Annotated in this window: 20 protein-coding genes; 11 read left to right on the top strand and 9 right to left on the bottom strand. The window is 59.0% G+C overall.

What is annotated here, in order from left to right:
* The first annotated feature begins 215 nt into the window (after nt 1-215).
* The 4 genes from phhA to V0R60_RS25350 all read left to right on the top strand — a co-directional run bounded on the left by phhA (nt 216) and on the right by V0R60_RS25350 (nt 2,905).
* Nucleotides 216-1,004, top strand: coding sequence for a phenylalanine 4-monooxygenase (phhA, locus tag V0R60_RS25335; RefSeq protein ID WP_136477583.1), 789 nt, complete (start codon nt 216-218; stop codon nt 1,002-1,004).
* A 42-nt stretch (nt 1,005-1,046) separates the two neighbouring features.
* Entirely contained in the window at nt 1,047-1,403 is a 357-nt protein-coding gene (locus V0R60_RS25340; protein ID WP_136477584.1) for a 4a-hydroxytetrahydrobiopterin dehydratase, read from the top strand.
* Nucleotides 1,403-2,596 (top strand): amino acid aminotransferase, encoded by a 1,194-nt coding sequence (locus V0R60_RS25345; RefSeq protein WP_330080894.1) that lies wholly within the window; start codon nt 1,403-1,405, stop codon nt 2,594-2,596. Before V0R60_RS25340 ends, V0R60_RS25345 begins: the two co-directional genes overlap by 1 nt.
* A gap of 180 nt (nt 2,597-2,776) precedes the next feature.
* A complete protein-coding gene (locus tag V0R60_RS25350; RefSeq protein WP_256658259.1) occupies nt 2,777-2,905 on the top strand; it encodes a hypothetical protein in 129 nt (42 codons plus the stop codon).
* Between the two features lie 88 nt (nt 2,906-2,993).
* Here the strand turns inward: V0R60_RS25350 and arfB are convergent, their stop codons facing one another.
* From arfB to V0R60_RS25385, 7 genes are all read right to left on the bottom strand, one after another.
* The gene (gene arfB / locus V0R60_RS25355; protein ID WP_330080893.1) at nt 2,994-3,407 is read right to left on the bottom strand and encodes an alternative ribosome rescue aminoacyl-tRNA hydrolase ArfB; all 414 of its coding nucleotides are present in this window, start codon (nt 3,405-3,407) and stop codon (nt 2,994-2,996) included.
* 85 nt (nt 3,408-3,492) lie between these two features.
* The gene (locus tag V0R60_RS25360; protein WP_136477587.1) at nt 3,493-4,911 is read right to left on the bottom strand and encodes an amino acid permease; all 1,419 of its coding nucleotides are present in this window, start codon (nt 4,909-4,911) and stop codon (nt 3,493-3,495) included.
* A gap of 629 nt (nt 4,912-5,540) precedes the next feature.
* A complete protein-coding gene (gene rluB / locus V0R60_RS25365; protein WP_136477588.1) occupies nt 5,541-6,677 on the bottom strand; it encodes a 23S rRNA pseudouridine(2605) synthase RluB in 1,137 nt (378 codons plus the stop codon).
* Between the two features lie 147 nt (nt 6,678-6,824).
* Nucleotides 6,825-7,598, bottom strand: a complete 774-nt coding sequence (scpB, locus tag V0R60_RS25370; RefSeq protein ID WP_136477589.1) for an SMC-Scp complex subunit ScpB — start codon at nt 7,596-7,598, stop codon at nt 6,825-6,827.
* Between the two features lie 14 nt (nt 7,599-7,612).
* Complete coding sequence (locus V0R60_RS25375) at nt 7,613-8,311, bottom strand: segregation and condensation protein A (RefSeq protein ID WP_330080899.1); 699 nt, start codon at nt 8,309-8,311, stop codon at nt 7,613-7,615.
* 128 nt (nt 8,312-8,439) lie between these two features.
* The gene (locus V0R60_RS25380) at nt 8,440-9,069 is read right to left on the bottom strand and encodes an L-threonylcarbamoyladenylate synthase (protein ID WP_136477591.1); all 630 of its coding nucleotides are present in this window, start codon (nt 9,067-9,069) and stop codon (nt 8,440-8,442) included.
* A 13-nt stretch (nt 9,070-9,082) separates the two neighbouring features.
* Entirely contained in the window at nt 9,083-9,946 is an 864-nt protein-coding gene (locus V0R60_RS25385) for a PHP domain-containing protein (RefSeq protein WP_136477592.1), read from the bottom strand.
* Nucleotides 9,947-10,012: 66 nt separating this feature from the next.
* On the opposite strand from V0R60_RS25385, the gene V0R60_RS25390 reads away from it, so the two are divergent.
* From V0R60_RS25390 to V0R60_RS25415, 6 genes are all read left to right on the top strand, one after another.
* Nucleotides 10,013-10,615 carry a septation protein A gene (locus tag V0R60_RS25390; RefSeq protein WP_136477593.1) on the top strand — a complete coding sequence of 201 codons (603 nt, stop codon included), beginning with the start codon at nt 10,013-10,015 and terminating at the stop codon, nt 10,613-10,615.
* Nucleotide 10,616: 1 nt separating this feature from the next.
* Entirely contained in the window at nt 10,617-10,916 is a 300-nt protein-coding gene (locus V0R60_RS25395) for a YciI family protein (RefSeq protein WP_136477594.1), read from the top strand.
* A gap of 119 nt (nt 10,917-11,035) precedes the next feature.
* Nucleotides 11,036-11,440 (top strand): translation initiation factor 2, encoded by a 405-nt coding sequence (locus tag V0R60_RS25400; protein WP_136477595.1) that lies wholly within the window; start codon nt 11,036-11,038, stop codon nt 11,438-11,440.
* A gap of 7 nt (nt 11,441-11,447) precedes the next feature.
* Nucleotides 11,448-12,125 carry a response regulator transcription factor gene (locus V0R60_RS25405; RefSeq protein ID WP_136477596.1) on the top strand — a complete coding sequence of 226 codons (678 nt, stop codon included), beginning with the start codon at nt 11,448-11,450 and terminating at the stop codon, nt 12,123-12,125.
* A gap of 119 nt (nt 12,126-12,244) precedes the next feature.
* On the top strand, nt 12,245-12,658 hold the full coding sequence (locus V0R60_RS25410; RefSeq protein WP_330080892.1) for an LTXXQ domain protein: 414 nt from the start codon (nt 12,245-12,247) through the stop codon (nt 12,656-12,658).
* Between the two features lie 67 nt (nt 12,659-12,725).
* Nucleotides 12,726-14,042, top strand: coding sequence for a sensor histidine kinase (locus V0R60_RS25415; RefSeq protein ID WP_136477598.1), 1,317 nt, complete (start codon nt 12,726-12,728; stop codon nt 14,040-14,042).
* Between the two features lie 81 nt (nt 14,043-14,123).
* Here V0R60_RS25415 and V0R60_RS25420 read toward each other — a convergent pair whose 3' ends face one another.
* Nucleotides 14,124-14,678: an NAD(P)H nitroreductase gene (locus tag V0R60_RS25420; RefSeq protein WP_136477599.1), complete on the bottom strand. Its 555-nt coding sequence runs from the start codon at nt 14,676-14,678 to the stop codon at nt 14,124-14,126.
* Between the two features lie 100 nt (nt 14,679-14,778).
* On the opposite strand from V0R60_RS25420, the gene V0R60_RS25425 reads away from it, so the two are divergent.
* Nucleotides 14,779-16,233 carry a TrkH family potassium uptake protein gene (locus V0R60_RS25425; RefSeq protein ID WP_136477600.1) on the top strand — a complete coding sequence of 485 codons (1,455 nt, stop codon included), beginning with the start codon at nt 14,779-14,781 and terminating at the stop codon, nt 16,231-16,233.
* On the opposite strand, the gene V0R60_RS25430 is transcribed toward V0R60_RS25425, so the two are convergent.
* Nucleotides 16,190-17,281 (bottom strand): AraC family transcriptional regulator, encoded by a 1,092-nt coding sequence (locus V0R60_RS25430; RefSeq protein WP_136477601.1) that lies wholly within the window; start codon nt 17,279-17,281, stop codon nt 16,190-16,192. The genes V0R60_RS25425 and V0R60_RS25430 overlap by 44 nt on opposite strands.
* Nucleotides 17,282-17,365 lie beyond the last annotated feature (84 nt).

Consider the following 17,365-nt stretch of genomic DNA (forward strand, 5'->3'; position numbering starts at 1 on the left):
TCCGTAAAGATTACGTGACAAAAATCGGCTTACCCAGGGAGAACACCCCCCGATTTTTCAGACCTTTGTCATCTTTGTAAAATTATCGTTACAGAATAACCTCGACTCCGCGACCTGAATAACCGCTTTGGCCGGTGCAAAGCCTTACGTCACGGGTTATCTCTTATGCAACGGCTTGATCACATAACAAAAAAGGCCCTCAGCAGGAGAGCAGTATGAAACAGACGCAATACGTGGCTCGCGAGCCCGATGCGCACGGGTTTATCGACTACCCGCAGCAGGAACATGCGGTGTGGAACACCTTGATTACCCGCCAACTGAAAGTGATCGAAGGCCGTGCGTGCCAGGAATACCTGGACGGCATCGAGCAGTTGGGCCTGCCCCACGACCGCATCCCGCAATTGGGTGAGATCAACAAAGTGCTGGGTGCCACCACTGGCTGGCAAGTCGCCCGTGTGCCTGCCCTTATCCCTTTTCAGACCTTTTTTGAACTGCTGGCCAGCAAACGCTTTCCAGTGGCGACCTTCATTCGTACTGAAGAAGAACTCGACTACCTGCAAGAGCCGGATATTTTTCACGAGATCTTCGGTCACTGCCCGCTGCTGACCAATCCCTGGTTTGCCGAATTCACCCACACCTACGGCAAGCTCGGCTTGAGCGCGACCAAGGAAGAGCGTGTGTACCTCGCGCGGCTCTACTGGATGACCATCGAATTTGGTCTGGTCGACACGCCGCAGGGCCGCAAGATTTATGGCGGCGGCATCCTCTCCTCGCCAAAAGAGACAGTCTATAGCCTGTCCGATGAGCCCGAGCACCAGCCCTTCAATCCGCTGGAAGCCATGCGTACGCCTTATCGTATCGACATCCTGCAGCCGCTGTATTTTGCCCTGCCAAACCTCAAGCGCCTGTTCGACCTGGCCCACGAAGACATCATGGCCATGGTCCACACGGCGATGAAGATGGGCCTGCACGCACCGAAATTTCCACCTAAGGTTGCTGCCTGAGCAACCTTGCAAACCAATAACAAACCACTTGCGGAAAACCTTATGAACGCCTTGAACCAAGCCCACTGCGAAGCCTGCCGCGCCGATGCACCACAGGTCAGCGACGAAGAACTGCCGGTACTGATCAAGCAGATCCCGGATTGGAACATCGAAGTCCGTGACGGCATCATGCAGCTGGAAAAAGTCTTCCTGTTCAAGAATTTCAAACACGCCCTGGCCTTTACCAACGCAGTCGGCGAAATCTCCGAAGCTGAAGGCCATCATCCAGGTCTGCTGACCGAATGGGGCAAAGTCACTGTTACCTGGTGGAGCCACTCGATCAAAGGCCTGCACCGCAACGACTTCATCATGGCCGCGCGCACCGACGAGGTCGCCCAAACCGCAGAAGGTCGCAAGTAATGCACTTCAGCGCGATTGAGCGCGTACCTGGCGATCCGATCCTGGGGCTGATGGAGGCATACGCCAACGACAGCAATCAGCATAAGTTCGACCTGGGGGTGGGTGTATTCAAGGACGCTCAAGGCCTTACGCCTATTCCTGCGGCAGTCAAACTCGCCGAACAGCGCTTGCTCGACACGCAACAGAGCAAAAGCTACGTCGGCGGTCACGGCGATCCCGACTTCGGGCGCCTGATCGCTGAGTTGGTCCTTGGAAGCGATTCGTCAGTGCTGGCCAGCAAGCGTGCTGGCGCCTCTCAGACTCCCGGTGGTACGGGCGCTTTGCGCCTTGCGGCAGAATTTATCGCCCACTGCCTGCCGGGCCGCGGCATCTGGCTGAGCGATCCGACCTGGCCCATCCACGAGACCATTTTCGCCGGCGCCGGCCTCAAGGTCAGCCATTATCCTTATGTGGGTACGGACAACCGCCTTAACGTAAGCGCGATGCTTACCACGCTTGAATCCGTACCCAAGGGCGATGTGGTGTTGCTGCATGCGTGCTGCCACAACCCGACCGGCTTCGACCTTGCCCAGGACGACTGGCGCGCGGTACTGGAAGTGGTGCGCCGCCGCGAGCTGCTGCCACTGATCGACTTCGCCTATCAGGGTTTCGGTGACGGCCTGGAAGAAGATGCCTGGGCAGTACGGCTGTTTGCCAGCGAGCTTCCTGAGCTGCTGATCACCAGTTCCTGTTCGAAAAACTTCGGACTCTACCGCGATCGTACCGGCGCCCTGCTGGTGTGCAGCCATGAAGCCGAAAAACTGCAGGATGTTCGCAGTCAATTGGCGCTGCTGGCGCGCAACCTTTGGTCGACGCCACCGGATCACGGCGCTGCGGTAGTGGCGCAGATTCTGGGGGATGCTGCACTCAAGCAGCTGTGGGTTGAAGAAGTCGAGGCCATGCGCCAGCGAATCGCTCAACTGCGTGTGGGACTGGTCGAAGCCTTGGCCCCTCACGGCCTGAGCGACCGTTTTGCCCACATCGCCACGCAACGCGGAATGTTCTCCTACACCGGGCTGTCTCCAGAGCAGGTCAAGCAACTGCGTGAGCGGCACAGCGTGTACATGGTCGGCACCGGCCGGGCCAATATCGCAGGCGCCGATGCCACACGCCTCGGGGCACTGGCTGCGGCCATCGCCGACGTTTGTCGGTGAATTGATCACGGGGCAAGCTCGCTCCCCACAGGCGATCAGCCTGGAAGGACGAACTGCCCCGCGATTACCATCAGGCAGGAAAATTCATACTGTCACGCAGACTCCTGTATCCTGCACGAGCTATCAATAAGCCATGCGCGCCTTGCGCAGCCTTTCCACACACTTGCGAGGAACGACGAGATGCATGAGATCCCGAACTTTCCCTTCCCAAGCCTGAACCCAGAAGAGCAGACACCTGCCACTCACAGCGCCGAACCAGCCCAGGCTGATCACGACGGCGACGAAAACCCCAGCGCCGACCAGGAATAACAGCGCAACAATCAGACTGTGTGAAAACGGCCGTTCCAGGCGTTCTTTCTCAAGACGTTTTCACACTGTCAAGAAACGCCCCGCCCCCTCAATAATCGACCTTTCCACGCCCAGCCTTGATTGCGCCGCGCTTATTCTTGGTGTCCAGACGCCGGGTTTTCGAGCCCAGGGTCGGCCGCGTCGGACGACGAGCCTTTTCTACCTTCACTGCCGCCAGAATCAACTCGCGCAAGCGCTCCAGGGCATCCGTGCGGTTTTGCTCCTGGGTTCGATATTGCTGAGCCTTGATGATGATGACCCCATCACGGGTAATGCGGCTATCGCGTAACGCCAGCAAGCGTTCCTTGTAGAACGGGGGCAGAGAAGAAGCCTGGCTGTCGAAGCGCAGGTGCATGGCACTGGAAACCTTGTTGACGTTCTGCCCGCCAGCGCCTTGGGCACGAATGGCGGTCAGTTCGATTTCCTGGTCGGGAATATGCACGTTATTGGAAATGATCAACATATGTCACAAGCCTGAATAGGCCTTGAGGATACCGCAAAAACAAAAAGCCCGGCGCAAGGCCGGGCTCTTTCAACACAGACCGCTCTTACTTGGTAACAGCACCAGCGTCCGCTACAGCGCGGGTACGGCGATTGCTCTTGAGGCCGTAGCAGGCAAACATCACCACCAGCCACACCGGAATTGCATACACCGAAACCTGAATTCCCGGAATCTGCAGCATGATGCCCAAAATCAGCACCACGAAGGCCAGACAGATGTAGTTGCCATAGGGATACCAGAGTGCCTTGAACAGCGGCTTCTGGCCAGTCTTGTTCATGTGCTGGCGGAACTTCAGGTGCGAGTAGCTGATCATCGCCCAGTTGATCACCAGGGCAGCTACCACCAGCGACATCAACAGCTCCAGCGCATGCTGCGGAATGAAGTAGTTGAGCAGTACCGCCACCAGCGTGACTGCCGCCGACGCCAGGATCGAACGCACCGGCACACCGCGCTTGTCGATCTTCGCCAGACCCGCCGGCGCATCACCCTGCTCAGCCATACCGTAGAGCATGCGGGCATTGCAGTAGGTGCCGCTGTTGTACACCGACAGCGCTGCAGTCAGTACCACGAAGTTGAGGATATGCGCAGCAACATCACTCCCCAGCAACGAGAACACCTGAACGAACGGGCTGGCGCCATAGGTGCCGCCGGATGCGTCGAGGCTGGTCACCAGGCTGTCCCAAGGAGTCAGCGACAGCAGCACGATCAGGGCACCGATGTAGAAAATCAGGATGCGGTAGATCACCTGGTTGATTGCTTTGGGGATCACGGTTTTCGGCTTGTCGGCTTCAGCTGCGGTGAAACCGAGCATTTCCAGGCCACCAAAGGAGAACATGATGATCGCCAACGCCATGACCAGACCGCTCACCCCATTGGGGAAGAAGCCGCCATGCTCCCACAGGTTGCTGACCGATGCCTGTGGACCGCCACTGCCGCTGACCAGCATGTAGCTACCCAGGGCAATCATGCCGACAATGGCAATGACCTTGATGATCGCGAACCAGAACTCCGCCTCGCCAAACACTTTGACGTTGGCCAGGTTGATTGCGTTGATCAGAATGAAGAACGCCGCGGCCGATGCCCAGGTCGGAATCTCTGGCCACCAGTAATGAACGTACTTGCCAACGGCCGTGAGCTCAGACATACCCACCAGGATGTACAACACCCAGCAGTTCCAGCCCGAGAGGAAGCCGGCGAAACCACCCCAGTACTTGTGCGCAAAGTGACTGAACGACCCGGCCACCGGCTCTTCAACGATCATCTCACCGAGCTGGCGCATGATCATGAAAGCGATGAAGCCACAGATCGCATAGCCCAGAATCATCGACGGGCCCGCCGATTTCATCACCCCGGCCGATCCCAGGAACAGCCCTGTACCGATTGCACCGCCCAAGGCGATCAATTGGATATGGCGATTTTTCAGGCCGCGTTTCAGCTCGCCTGAATGCGTGTTTGGTCCACTCATGAACGAAGTCACCTGCTTGTTTTTATCTGTGACGAAATCGGACCCACCGCGCTCGTGGCGCAGCGGAATTAACAAGGTGGTTACCTTGAGGATCTTGGACAACTGCTGCCTATCCAGGGCAAGAGCCGTGGGTAAATCAGCCGGATGTCAGCAAGAGTGCGCGGTACGCATTGGGGTCACAGGTAAAACGCGGCGCATTGTATACCCCTGCAGACGCGCAGGGGTCAACACGTTGCGTAAATGTCTGATGACAAAACGCACCGCTCCTGAGGTAGGAATGAAGCCTGGGGAAGTAATCGGCGTACATGGCGCCTCCATTTGTTCTTATTTTTGTGCCCGGCTCTGCGGCCCGGCTTTGCACACAGCAATGCCTCTATCTCACCGCCCCCACGGCCTGCAGGCAAGGCCTTGACGTACACGTAAAACGCCCAAGCACGGGGGTTTCGGCAAGTTCTTTTTACAGCTTCGTCATTTCGCACAAACCCCAACAACGACCAGTGCACCTTGTAACGATTTATTTACAAGCTGGTTCAAAAAATTTCCAACACTTGCACACCTAGCGGTAACCCTAGGATTTTTCAGACAAAAAAAAGCCAACCCGAAGGTTGGCTTCTCTGACAGCTCGGCCTTTATGGACGAGGCTTGTTCCGGGTGCTGCCTGGACGTTTGGGTGCCGGCTTGCCGCGCTTGTTCATATCACTCGGGCGTTCAGCCACGGTGCTACGACCCCGACCAGCGTCCTTGCGTGGGGCTTCGCCACGCGGCTGGCGAGCAGGGCGCTCGGCCTCAGCAACACGCGGTTGACGCGCTGGGCGCTCGGTTTCACCACCACGTGGTTGGCGTGCTGGACGCTCTGCCGATGCGCCATCCTGTGCTGGGCGCAGTGTACGTACGCGCTCGCCACGTCCCATCGGACGGGTCGACTTGCGCTGCAGGCGCTCAAGTTTGTCTTTGCTCTTGTGGTTCAAGGCTGGCATTGCCACAGGGGTCAACCCCACTTCGGCGGCCAAAATGTCCACTTCCTGCTGACTCATTTCACGCCAGCGGCCCATCGGCAGGTCGGAATTGAGGAACACCGGACCAAAACGCACGCGCTTCAGGCGGCTTACCACCAAGCCCTGAGACTCCCACAGGCGACGAACTTCACGGTTGCGGCCTTCCATCACCACGCAGTGGTACCAGTGGTTGAAACCTTCACCGCCAGGGGCTTCCTTGATGTCGGTAAAACGTGCCGGGCCGTCTTCAAGCACGACACCCGCCTTGAGGCGAGCGATCATGTCTTCATCGACTTCACCGCGCACCCGTACCGCATACTCACGGTCCATCTCATATGATGGGTGCATCAAGCGATTGGCCAACTCACCATCGGTGGTGAACATCAACAAACCGGTGGTATTGATGTCCAGACGACCGATATTGATCCAGCGGCCTTCCTTCGGACGTGGCAAACGGTCAAACACGGTTGGGCGGCCTTCCGGGTCGTCGCGGGTGCAGATCTCGCCATCGGGTTTGTTGTACATGATCACCCGGCGCACAGTCTCGGCAGACTCTTCACGCTTGATCACGCGGCCGTCGACGGAAATCGCGTCATGCAGATCGACACGCTGGCCCAAGGTGGCATTAACGCCGTTGACCTTGATTCGGCCTTGGCCGATCCAGGCCTCTACATCGCGACGCGAGCCCACGCCGATGCGCGCGAGAACTTTTTGCAGTTTCTCGCCTGACGGCGGCAATGGTTGGGTTTCTTGCAGGTCTTTATCACTCATCTGGGCACCTCCCGGTGTAAGATTTGAAATCTGTTTAGGCGAACAAGCGCCAAAAAGGTCGCGAATCATACGCTGATCGCGCAACGAACGCACCTGAGACTAGCCGAAATTCTCGTGTACCCCGCTTAATTCCGCTCAAAGGCGAGGTTACTGCCTCGGCGTTTCAGCTTCCGGATCCCGCGCTGGAGCCTCTTCAGCCGCCGGCTCTTCCTCAAGCAGGTCGTCAAAGTCGGTCTTGAGCCCCTCCTCCATGGTGTCCAGTTCAACCAGCAGCGTGCGAAAACTGGTTTCCTCCTTGGCTGCGGGCGGCTCGGCGCTCTCATCGGCAAGGGCCTGCAAGTGGGCCGGCACTGGCGCATCATCGAGTTCCAGGACAGGCTCTGGCTCCATGTCGCGCAGGTCGGCCAAAGCCGGCAGGTCATCGAGGTTCTTCAGATTGAAGTGATCGAGAAAGGCCTTGGTGGTGGCGAACATCGCCGGCTTGCCGGGTACTTCACGGTAACCGACGACACGAATCCACTCGCGCTCAAGCAGAGTCTTGACGATATTGGTGTTGACCGCCACGCCCCGCACGTCTTCGATTTCGCCACGAGTAATGGGCTGTCGATAAGCAATCAACGCCATGGTTTCCAGTAACGCACGGGAATAGCGCTGCGGCCGCTCCTCCCACAGGCGCCCCACCCACGGGGCGTAATCTTCGCGAATTTGCAGGCGATAGCCCGAAGCCACCTCCTTGAGTTCGAAGGCCCGGCCGCTGCAGGACTTGCGGAGCACTTCCAAGGCCTTCTTGAATACAGAAGGCTCAGGGCGTTCAGCCTCTTCGAACAGCTCGAACAAGCGCTCCAGGGATTGCGGTTTTCCAGAGGCCAGCAAAAAGGCTTCGAGTAGAGGCGCCAGGTCGCGCGGATCGTTCAGGTTCATGGCGTTGTTCGTTGTCACTCGGCCCGGGCGCGGACGTGGATCGGCGCAAAAGGCTCATTTTGCACCAGTTCGATCAAGGATTCCTTCACCAACTCAAGAATTGCCATAAAAGTAACTACCACACCCAACTTACCTTCCTCGGCAGTGAACAGTTCGACGAACGGTACAAAGCCCCCGCCTTTCAGGCGCTCCAGCACGTCGCTCATGCGTTCACGGGTGGACAATGCTTCACGACTCACCTGGTGGCTCTCGAACAAATCCCCCCTGCGCAGCACTTCAGCCATCGACAGCAGCAGTTCTTCCAGGCTGACCTCGGGCAGAAGCTTGCGAACCTTGGCCTGCGGTGCGTCCAGGCGCGGCACGATGATCTCGCGCCCGACTCGACTGAGGCCCTCGATACCCTCGGCTGCGGCCTTGAAGCGTTCGTACTCCTGCAAGCGGCGAATCAGCTCGGCACGCGGGTCACCCTCTTCTTCCTCTATGTCGGCAGATCGTGGCAACAGCATGCGCGACTTGATCTCGGCCAGCATCGCTGCCATCACCAGATATTCCGCAGCCAGTTCCAGGCGCACGGTTTTCATCAACTCGACATAGCCCATGTACTGGCGAGTGATTTCTGCCACCGGAATATCGAGAATATCGACGTTCTGTTTGCGAATCAGGTAGAGCAACAGGTCCAAGGGACCTTCGAACGCTTCGAGGAACACTTCCAGTGCGTCCGGCGGAATGTACAGATCCACCGGCATTTCGGTCATGGCTTCGCCATACACCAATACCAGTGGCAATTCCTGTTGGGCGCCCGCTTGTGGATCGATACTTGGCTCAGAGAGGGAAGACTGACTCACGCTTCGACCATAAAAGGGGTCGGATCGCCGCAACCGACTCGAATGACTTCAGGCTCATCACCGGCCAGGTTGATCACCGTGGACGCCTTGAGGTCACCAAAGCCGCCATCGATGATCAGGTCAACGTGATGCTCCAAGGCCTGGCGGATCTCATACGGATCGGTCATCGGCTCATCTTCGCCGGGCATGATCAGGCTCACGCTCATCAATGGCTCGCCCAGCTCTGCCAACAACGCCAGGGCAATCGGGTTGGATGGCACGCGCATACCGATGGTCCGGCGCTTTTCATGGAGCAGCAGGCGTGGCACTTCGCGAGTGGCGTTGAGAATGAAAGTATAGGGACCCGGCACATGGGCCTTGATCAGGCGGAAAATCGACGTGTCGATCTTGGCAAACACACCCATTTGCGAGAGGTCGCAGCAAATGAGTGTGAAATTGTGGTTCTTGTCCAGCTGTCGCAGGCGTCGAACGCGTTCTACCGCATTCTTGTCGCCAATCTGACAGCCCATGGCGTAGGAGGAGTCGGTCGGATAGATGACCACCCCGCCCTTGCGAATGATTTCGACGGCCTGTTTGATAAGGCGCGGTTGCGGGTTTTCCGCATGAATCTGGAAAAACTGACTCACATTCTCTTCCTGTTCAGACGGCCGCGATAGGCTGCTCATGTTTGAAACGACGCCACAAAGGTGGCAGGTCCTCTGGCAATGGCCGATAGACACCAATCTCGCCCCAGGTGCCAGGGCCATGGAAATCACTGCCAGCACTTGCCAGCAGACCGAACTCACGCGCCAGGATGGACATTGTGCCCACCTGTTCGGCCGGCATCATCCCATTGACCACTTCCAGTGCCTGCCCGCCTGCTTGAATATAGTCGGCAATTAGCCGGCGGCGCTTACTACGTGTCAATTCGTAGTGCATTGGATGCGCCAGGCTCACCCAGGCATCGGACTTGCGCAGGGTTTCGACGGTCTCATCCAGGGTTGGCCAGTGCAGTTTGACGTCGCCCAGCTTGCCCGCCCCCAACCACTTGCGAAACGCTTCGCCGCGGTCTTTGACGTAGCCTGCGCGCACCAGGTACTCGGCAAAGTGCGGGCGTGCAGGGGCATTTCCACTGTCGCCCATCTCCTGTTGAATAGCCCGTGCCCCCTCCAGCGCTCCGGGCATTCCCTTGGCCGCTAGCCGCCGGTCGATTTCTTCGGAACGTAGCCAGCGTCCGCGATGAAGCGACTCGACGGCGTCAAGCAACGGCGCGGCGTCCAGGTCAAAGTTGTAGCCCAGCACATGGATGGTTGCGCCGCCCCAGGTACACGACAACTCGATGCCGCTGACCCACTGCATACCCAGGGCCTGCATGGCGGCACGCGCCTCCAGTTGCCCCTCGAGGGTGTCATGGTCTGTCAACGAGAGCATCCGCACACCTTGCTCATGGGCCCGGGCAACCAGTGCCGTCGGCGACAAGGCGCCGTCAGAGGCCGTACTGTGGCAGTGCAGATCAACATTCATAGGTGGCGCTTTCGCTGTCATTGATGTTTGTTATTATGCCGTCACATCCTGCTTCTGGCTGCCACTGTGAAACAATTCATCGATTTCATCCCGTTGCTCCTGTTCTTCATCGTCTTCAAACTCGATCCACGTACCGTCGAATTTGCCGGTCACAGTGTCGAAATTGGAGGTATCTTCAGTGCCACGGCCATGCTGATTATCAGCTCGGTTGTGGTCTACGGCGCGCTGTTCCTTCGCCAGCGCAAGCTGGAAAAAGGCCAATGGCTGACCTTGCTCGCCTGCCTGGTGTTCGGCGGTCTGACCTTGGCGTTCCACAGCGAAACCTTCCTCAAGTGGAAGGCTCCGGTAGTCAACTGGCTGTTCGCCCTGGCATTTACCGGTAGCCACTTCATCGGTGACCGAGTGTTGATCAAGCGCATCATGGGCCACGCCATCAGCCTGCCGGAAAACGTCTGGTCGCGCCTGAACGTCGCCTGGATCGCGTTTTTCCTGTTCTGCGGCGCAGCCAACCTGTTCGTTGCCTTCACCTTCCAGGACATCTGGGTCGACTTCAAAGTGTTCGGCAGCCTGGGCATGACGGTACTGTTCCTGGTCGGCCAAGGCCTGTATCTGTCCCGCCACATACATGACAGCGACACCACCACTCCCCCAACTACTCCTAAGGACTGACATGCTCTACGCCATCATTGCCAGCGACGTTGCCGACTCTCTGGAAAAACGCCTGGCTGCGCGCCCTGCGCATATCGAACGTCTGCAGCAACTCAAGGAACAAGGTCGCGTGGTGCTGGCCGGCCCGCACCCTGCCATCGACAGTAACGACCCGGGTGCAGCGGGCTTTACGGGCAGTCTGATCGTTGCCGAGTTCGACTCCCTGAGCGCCGCCCAGGCCTGGGCCGATGCCGACCCATATATCGCCGCAGGCGTATATGCCAACGTCATCGTCAAACCGTTCAAGCAAGTGTTGCCGTAAGCCGCTTCAAGCGGTGCGCCACTGCGCGCACCGCCTTCCCGCCTTTTACTGATGCAGCTGCTCATTATTCTTATCTACCAGCCGACAACCTGCTGAATCGACAAGAATCAGGAGTTCCAATGCGTCAAGGTCCGTTGCCCCTGCTGCTGTGCCTGTTGTTGCTGACCCCGCTCGCCCAGGCCGAAGAGCCCAATGCGCCAAGTACCCCGCTGTCACTGAGTGCCGGCAGCCAGATAACCGAATTGCAACAGCGCCTGCAGGAAAGTGAACGCCTGCGCGAAACGCTGACCCAGCAGTTGCACAATGCCGACAGCGAACGCGAGAGCGCGCAGCTCACGCGACTGCGCCAGGAGAACCAGCGCCTCAAGCTGGCCCTCAAGGAACTCCAGGCCAAGGCCCCGGAACGCCTGATCACCGACCAGCAACAATGGTTCGTGATTGGTGGAGGAGTTGCCCTCTTGGCTGCGCTCTGCGGTATCTTTGCCAGTGGCGGACACAGAAAGCGTCGGCAATGGTTGAATTGAGTGAGTCATGAGCGAGCTGTTACTGATTGATGATGACCAGGAACTCTGCGAGCTGCTCGGCAGCTGGCTGACCCAGGAAGGTTTCTCCGTACGCGCCTGTCACGACGGCCAAAGCGCCCGTCGCGCCTTGGCTGAACAAGCGCCCGCAGCGGTGGTGCTGGACGTCATGCTGCCTGACGGCAGTGGCCTGGAACTGCTCAAGCAACTGCGTAGCGAGCACACCGAGCTTCCGGTGGTGATGCTTTCTGCACGCGGCGAACCCCTGGACCGTATTCTGGGCCTGGAACTGGGCGCCGATGATTATCTGGCCAAACCCTGCGACCCTCGCGAGCTAACTGCTCGCCTACGTGCAGTACTGCGCCGAAGCCATCCCAACGCCACGCCCAGCCAGATCGAAATTGGCGACCTGAGCTTCAGCCCGGCGCGTGGTGTGGTCAGCATCGATCAGCAGGACCTGACCCTGACGCTATCCGAAAGCCGCATTCTCGAAGCACTGCTACGCCAGCCAGGCGAGCCGCTGGACAAGCAGGAGCTGGCGCAGATCGCCTTGGGTCGCAAGCTGACCCTGTACGATCGCAGCCTGGACATGCACGTCAGCAACCTGCGCAAGAAAATCGGCCCACACCCAGACGGACGCCCACGCATCGTAGCGTTGCGCAGCCGCGGCTATTACTACAGCCTGTAATGTCAGGACGGCGCTCAATCATCTTTACTCAAGCTTTACCCTTGCCTGACCGCCGCTGACCTTGATCTCCCTAGACTGGGCACATCCGGTAACTACCGGCCTCAGATAGGAGAGACACCATGCGCAAGACCCTTATCGCCCTGATGTTCGCTGCTGCACTGCCGACCGTTGCCATGGCCATGCCAGAAGGCGGGCCGCGCCACGGCGACCACCATCGCGGCGGAGCGCCTTACGCCCAGCTGGACTTGAGCCGTGAACAACGCCAGCAGATCGGCAAGCTGATGGGCGAGCAAATGAAAAGCCGCCATGAAATCACCCAACGCTATTTGGAAAAACTTCCGGCCGCCGATCAGAAAGCGCTGAAAGATGAACTGCAAAGCAAAAAAGACAAGACTCAGGCTGAAATCCGCGCACTGCTCAAGCCTGATCAGCAGAAGAAATTCGATGAGCTGAAAAAAGACCAGGACCAACGTCGCGCCGAATGGAGCGAGTTCAAAGCCTGGAAAGCTGAAAAAGCCAACAAGGCCCAGTAAGCTGACAGCCACCCGCCCGGCTTGCCTCTGTGCAAGCCGGGTTTTTTTGCCGTTGAAGGAGCCTCCCTTGCGTTCATTGTTCTGGCGCATCCTGGCCAGTTTCTGGCTGGCCATTGCCCTGGTCGCCGGCCTGTCGATTCTGCTCGGGCACATGTTGAACCAGGATGCCTGGATTCTCAGCCGTCACCCGGGTCTCAATACCCTGGCCAAGACCTGGACCCAACGCTACGAACAAAAGGGCCCCGAGAACGCCCAGCACTTTCTGGAGCATCGCAAGCGCCACTACAACATCGATGTGCAAGTACTCAACGACAGTGGCGATGCAGTGGTACCTGGCACCTTCCCACGGCGTGCCGCAGCCTTCGAGGCACGGCGACACAACGACGACCGACGCTTGCCCTGGCGGCGCCTGACCGAGGAATACACCAGCCCCGAGACTGGCGAGACGTACTTGCTGATCTATCGCATTCCCCATCCCGAGCTGGATGCCTGGCACCGTGACAGCCTGTTATGGCCATTGAGTGCATTGGGCATTGCCCTGGTGGTCTTGACCCTGTTCAGCCTGTTGGTAACGCTGTCCATTACTCGTCCGCTCAGCCGCTTGCGCGGAGCCGTGCATGACCTGGGGCAAACTACCTATCAACAGAACAGCCTGGCGCGCCTGGCCAGTCGCCGCGATGAGTTCGGCGTGTTAGCCAATGACTTCAACCGTATGGGATCACGCCTGCAGAGCATGATCGGCAGCCAGCGCCAACTGCTGCGCGATGTGTCCCACGAGCTGCGCTCGCCGCTGGCGCGCCTGCGCATTGCCCTGGCTCTCGCCGAGCGGGCCGAACCGGAACAACGCGAAGCGTTATGGCCACGCCTGACGCGGGAATGCGACCGCCTGGAAGCACTGATCAGTGAAATTCTGGTGCTGGCACGAGTGGACGCCGAACAATCGCGCGCCGAACCGGTGGACCTCGATGCGCTGCTGCAGTCCCTGCACAAGGATGCCCAGCTCAGTGCGCCGGAACAGGACATCCAGTTGCAGCTTGAACCAGGGTTGAGCCTGCAGGGCTGGCCAACCCTGATCGAGCGTGCGGTAGATAACCTGCTGCGCAATGCCGTGCGCTTCAACCCGCAAGGGCAAGCGATTGAAATTTCAGCCTTGCGTGACAACGACCGCATCGTGATAAGTGTGCGCGATCACGGCCCGGGCGTGGCCGAAGAACACCTTGGGCAATTGGGCGAGCCGTTCTTCCGCGCCCCGGGCCAGAGCGCTGCAGGTCATGGCCTGGGTCTGGCCATTGCGCGCAAGGCAGCAGAGCGGCACGGTGGAAGCCTGACCCTGGGAAATCATCCAGAGGGTGGTTTTGTTGCCCGGCTGGAGCTCAGTGCCTGACCTGAAACCGCGCCCGCTCCTGCACAATTACCTTGCGCAATCTGCCTGCAGGCGCGGGCTTGGCCCGCGATGGCGCCAGTACTACTCCCAGGCCGAAACGAAATCCGCCGTTGCCAGCACTGGCGCGGTACGGGGCTCCGACTGCGGAGTGCCCAGGTACAAGAAGGCGATGATCTCTTCGTTGTCAGCCAGTCCCAGCCCCTTGGCTACATGCTTGCTGTACGACAGCTCGCCGGTTCGCCAGACAGCACCAATCCCTTGGGCATGAGCCGCCAATAGAATGCCGTGGGCTGCGCAGCCAGCGGCCAGACGTTGCTCCGAGGCCGGCACCTTGAAGTGATCCTGCAAGCGCGCGATAACCACCACCAGCAGCGGTGCGCGCATTGGCATGGCGCGGGCCTTGTCCAGCGCCGCTTCAGTGGCGTCACCCTCGGCCTGCACCGCTTCGGCCAGTAACGCCCCCAGTTTTTCACGCCCCTCGCCCTCGACCGTCAAGAAGCGCCACGGCCGCAATTGACCATGGTCCGGCGCCCGCAGGGCAGCCTGAAACAAGCCCTCGCGCTGAGCAGCATTAGGTGCGGGTTCCATCAGCCGTGGTACAGAAACACGGTTGAGCAATGCGTCGAGAGCCTCCATTGGCTACCCCCTAAAGAGAAATGTGCAGCTATTCTAGCGTTTACTTAAAAAGGGCCATAGGTAGAATGGCGCCCTTCCGTTTCAAGTCAGAGCAGATCACATGGCGTTGCCGACCTTAAGGATCATTGGATTTGTCATCGGCATCTTCCTGATCACCCTGGCGATCAGCATGGTTGTGCCCATGGCCACCCTGGTGATCTTTGATCGCACTGGTGACCTGCCGTCGTTCCTGTGGGCCAGCATGATCACCTTTATCGCCGGCCTTGCCCTGGTGATCCAGGGGCGCCCAGAGCATGTGCACTTGCGTCCGCGCGACATGTATCTGCTTACCGTCAGCAGTTGGCTGGTGGTGTGTATCTTCGCCGCGCTACCGTTCCTGCTCACTCAACACATCAGCTATACCGACGCATTCTTCGAGAGCATGTCCGGTATTACCGCGACCGGCGCCACGGTACTCAGCGGCCTGGACACCATGTCGCCAGGCATTCTGATGTGGCGTTCGCTTCTGCACTGGCTCGGCGGCATCGGTTTTATCGCCATGGCGGTAGCCATTTTGCCGCTGCTGCGCATCGGTGGTATGCGCCTGTTCCAGACCGAGTCTTCGGACCGTTCCGAAAAAGTCATGCCGCGCTCGCACATGGTTGCCAAGTCCATCGTCGCGGTCTACATCGGCTTCACTGCCTTGGGGGGCCTTGCATTCTGGCTGGCCGGCATGAGCGTATTCGATGCCATCAACCACGCCATGTCGGCAATTTCCACTGGCGGTTTCTCTACCTCCGACCAATCTCTGGCCAAATGGCACCAGCCGGCGGTGCATTGGGTTGCCGTGGTCGTGATGATTTTCGGCAGTATGCCGTTCGCGCTTTACGTCGCTACCCTGCGCGGCAATCGCAAGGCGCTGATCAAGGACCAGCAGGTCCAGGGTCTTCTGGCCATGCTGCTGGTCACTTGGCTGGTATTGGGCACCTGGTACTGGGCGACCACTGACCTGCACTGGCTGGATGCATTGCGCCATGTGGCGCTGAACGTCACCTCGGTAGTGACCACCACCGGCTTTGCCCTGGGCGACTACAGCCTGTGGGGCAACTTCTCGCTGATGCTTTTCTTCTACCTTGGCTTCGTTGGTGGTTGCTCGGGCTCGACCGCTGGTGGTATCAAGATTTTCCGTTTTCAGGTTGCCTACATCCTGCTCAAGGCCAACCTTAATCAACTCATTCACCCTCGCGCCGTGATCAAGCAGAAGTACAACGGTCATCGTCTGGACGAAGAGATCGTGCGCTCGATCCTGACTTTCTCGTTCTTCTTTGCCATCACCATCTGCGTCATCGCCCTGCTCCTGTCATTGCTCGGCGTAGACTGGATGACCGCCTTGACCGGTGCTGCCAGTACCGTCTCCGGTGTAGGTCCGGGACTGGGTGAAACCATTGGCCCGGCCGGCAACTTTGCGACATTGCCGGATGCGGCCAAATGGATCCTGGCGTTCGGGATGCTGCTGGGACGTCTGGAAATCATTACGGTGTTGGTGCTGTGTATGCCGGCGTTCTGGCGTCACTGACCGCGACCTCCACCGCTTCGGTTTCTGGCGCAACAGCTGTGCCCAGCGCAATTCGAGCCCGATACTCGCCGGGAGTAACGTCGAACCACCGACGAAACGCCCGGAAGAAGTTGCTTGGATCGGCAAAGCCCAGCAAGTAGGCAGTTTCCAGCAGTGTCATGTCCGGCTGCGCCAGGTACTGCTCGGCCAACTCTCGGCGGGTGTCGTCAAGCAAGGTCTGAAAGCTGGTGCCTTCGTCCTGCAGGCGCCGTTGCAAGGTACGCTGGGACAGATGCAGAGCCTGCGCCACCGTCTCGCGCTTGGGCTCTCCTTGCGGCAACACTCGGCACAGCACCTGACGTGCACGATGGGTGACGCGGCTTTCGGAAAAACGGGCCAGATACTCACCGGCAAACCGGTCGTGCAACACGGCCATGGCTTCGTTAGCCGTCGGTAATGGCGCCTCCATGTCAGCCCGCTCGAATATCAATGCATCATGAGCCGCGCCAAATACCAGGGGTGCATGGAAAGCTGTCTTGTACGGCGTCAGGTCGACTGGCTGCGGCCCTTGGACCAATACCCGTCGCGGCTGAATTACCCGCCCGCTCAACCAGCCGCACAGCGACAAGGCACAGGCCAGGGACGCTTCAGCGCTGTGCCGGGTAGGCGGAAGATGATCACCGTGGACAGTGAGAATTAACGCGTAACCTTCTGGTTCCTGGCGAAAGCTCAGGTCGGAACTCTCGGCAATGATGCGCTGAAAGCGCACCAATCGCTCAAACCCTTCGGCCAAGGTACGGCTCGACATCAAGGCGTAGCCGACCACATGAAAGGAGGCCGGACGAACCACCCGGGCCATGTTCAGGCCGATGGCCTGATTGCCGGAAAGGTCGACCGCCATTTGCCATAAACGGGTCATGGAGTCTTGGGTAAAACGTGCGTCGGGGTCATCCAGGGCGGCGAAATCCAGGCCGAGTTGTTGGAACATTGCACGACAATCCAGCCCTTCGAGCTCGAGTGCCTTGACGATCCCTGATGCCCAGCTTGCTGACGTGGTTCTCTCGCTCATGGCTGGCTTCTTATGTTCGAACTGACCGCTCCTGCGGTGAACTCAAAGGATACTCAATTGGCGCCCATTGTCACTGCGCAATGG

The organism is Pseudomonas auratipiscis, assembly GCF_036324085.1.
Classification (GTDB): Bacteria; Pseudomonadota; Gammaproteobacteria; order Pseudomonadales; family Pseudomonadaceae; genus Aquipseudomonas; species Aquipseudomonas auratipiscis.

Bases quoted from the DNA above. Each gene is read 5' to 3' on its own strand.
- V0R60_RS25420 (WP_136477599.1), bottom strand. From the start codon at position 14,678: ATGGAGGCTCTCGACGCATTGCTCAACCGTGTTTCTGTACCACGGCTG.
- rluB (WP_136477588.1), bottom strand. From the start codon at position 6,677: ATGAGTGATAAAGACCTGCAAGAAACCCAACCATTGCCGCCGTCAGGC.
- arfB (WP_330080893.1), bottom strand. From the start codon at position 3,407: ATGTTGATCATTTCCAATAACGTGCATATTCCCGACCAGGAAATCGAA.
- V0R60_RS25400 (WP_136477595.1), top strand. From the start codon at position 11,036: ATGCGTCAAGGTCCGTTGCCCCTGCTGCTGTGCCTGTTGTTGCTGACC.
- scpB (WP_136477589.1), bottom strand. From the start codon at position 7,598: ATGAACCTGAACGATCCGCGCGACCTGGCGCCTCTACTCGAAGCCTTT.
- V0R60_RS25410 (WP_330080892.1), top strand. From the start codon at position 12,245: ATGCGCAAGACCCTTATCGCCCTGATGTTCGCTGCTGCACTGCCGACC.
- V0R60_RS25385 (WP_136477592.1), bottom strand. From the start codon at position 9,946: ATGAATGTTGATCTGCACTGCCACAGTACGGCCTCTGACGGCGCCTTG.
- V0R60_RS25345 (WP_330080894.1), top strand. From the start codon at position 1,403: ATGCACTTCAGCGCGATTGAGCGCGTACCTGGCGATCCGATCCTGGGG.
- V0R60_RS25425 (WP_136477600.1), top strand. From the start codon at position 14,779: ATGGCGTTGCCGACCTTAAGGATCATTGGATTTGTCATCGGCATCTTC.
- V0R60_RS25340 (WP_136477584.1), top strand. From the start codon at position 1,047: ATGAACGCCTTGAACCAAGCCCACTGCGAAGCCTGCCGCGCCGATGCA.
- V0R60_RS25430 (WP_136477601.1), bottom strand. From the start codon at position 17,281: ATGAGCGAGAGAACCACGTCAGCAAGCTGGGCATCAGGGATCGTCAAG.
- V0R60_RS25350 (WP_256658259.1), top strand. From the start codon at position 2,777: ATGCATGAGATCCCGAACTTTCCCTTCCCAAGCCTGAACCCAGAAGAG.
- phhA (WP_136477583.1), top strand. From the start codon at position 216: ATGAAACAGACGCAATACGTGGCTCGCGAGCCCGATGCGCACGGGTTT.
- V0R60_RS25405 (WP_136477596.1), top strand. From the start codon at position 11,448: ATGAGCGAGCTGTTACTGATTGATGATGACCAGGAACTCTGCGAGCTG.
- V0R60_RS25395 (WP_136477594.1), top strand. From the start codon at position 10,617: ATGCTCTACGCCATCATTGCCAGCGACGTTGCCGACTCTCTGGAAAAA.
- V0R60_RS25360 (WP_136477587.1), bottom strand. From the start codon at position 4,911: ATGAGTGGACCAAACACGCATTCAGGCGAGCTGAAACGCGGCCTGAAA.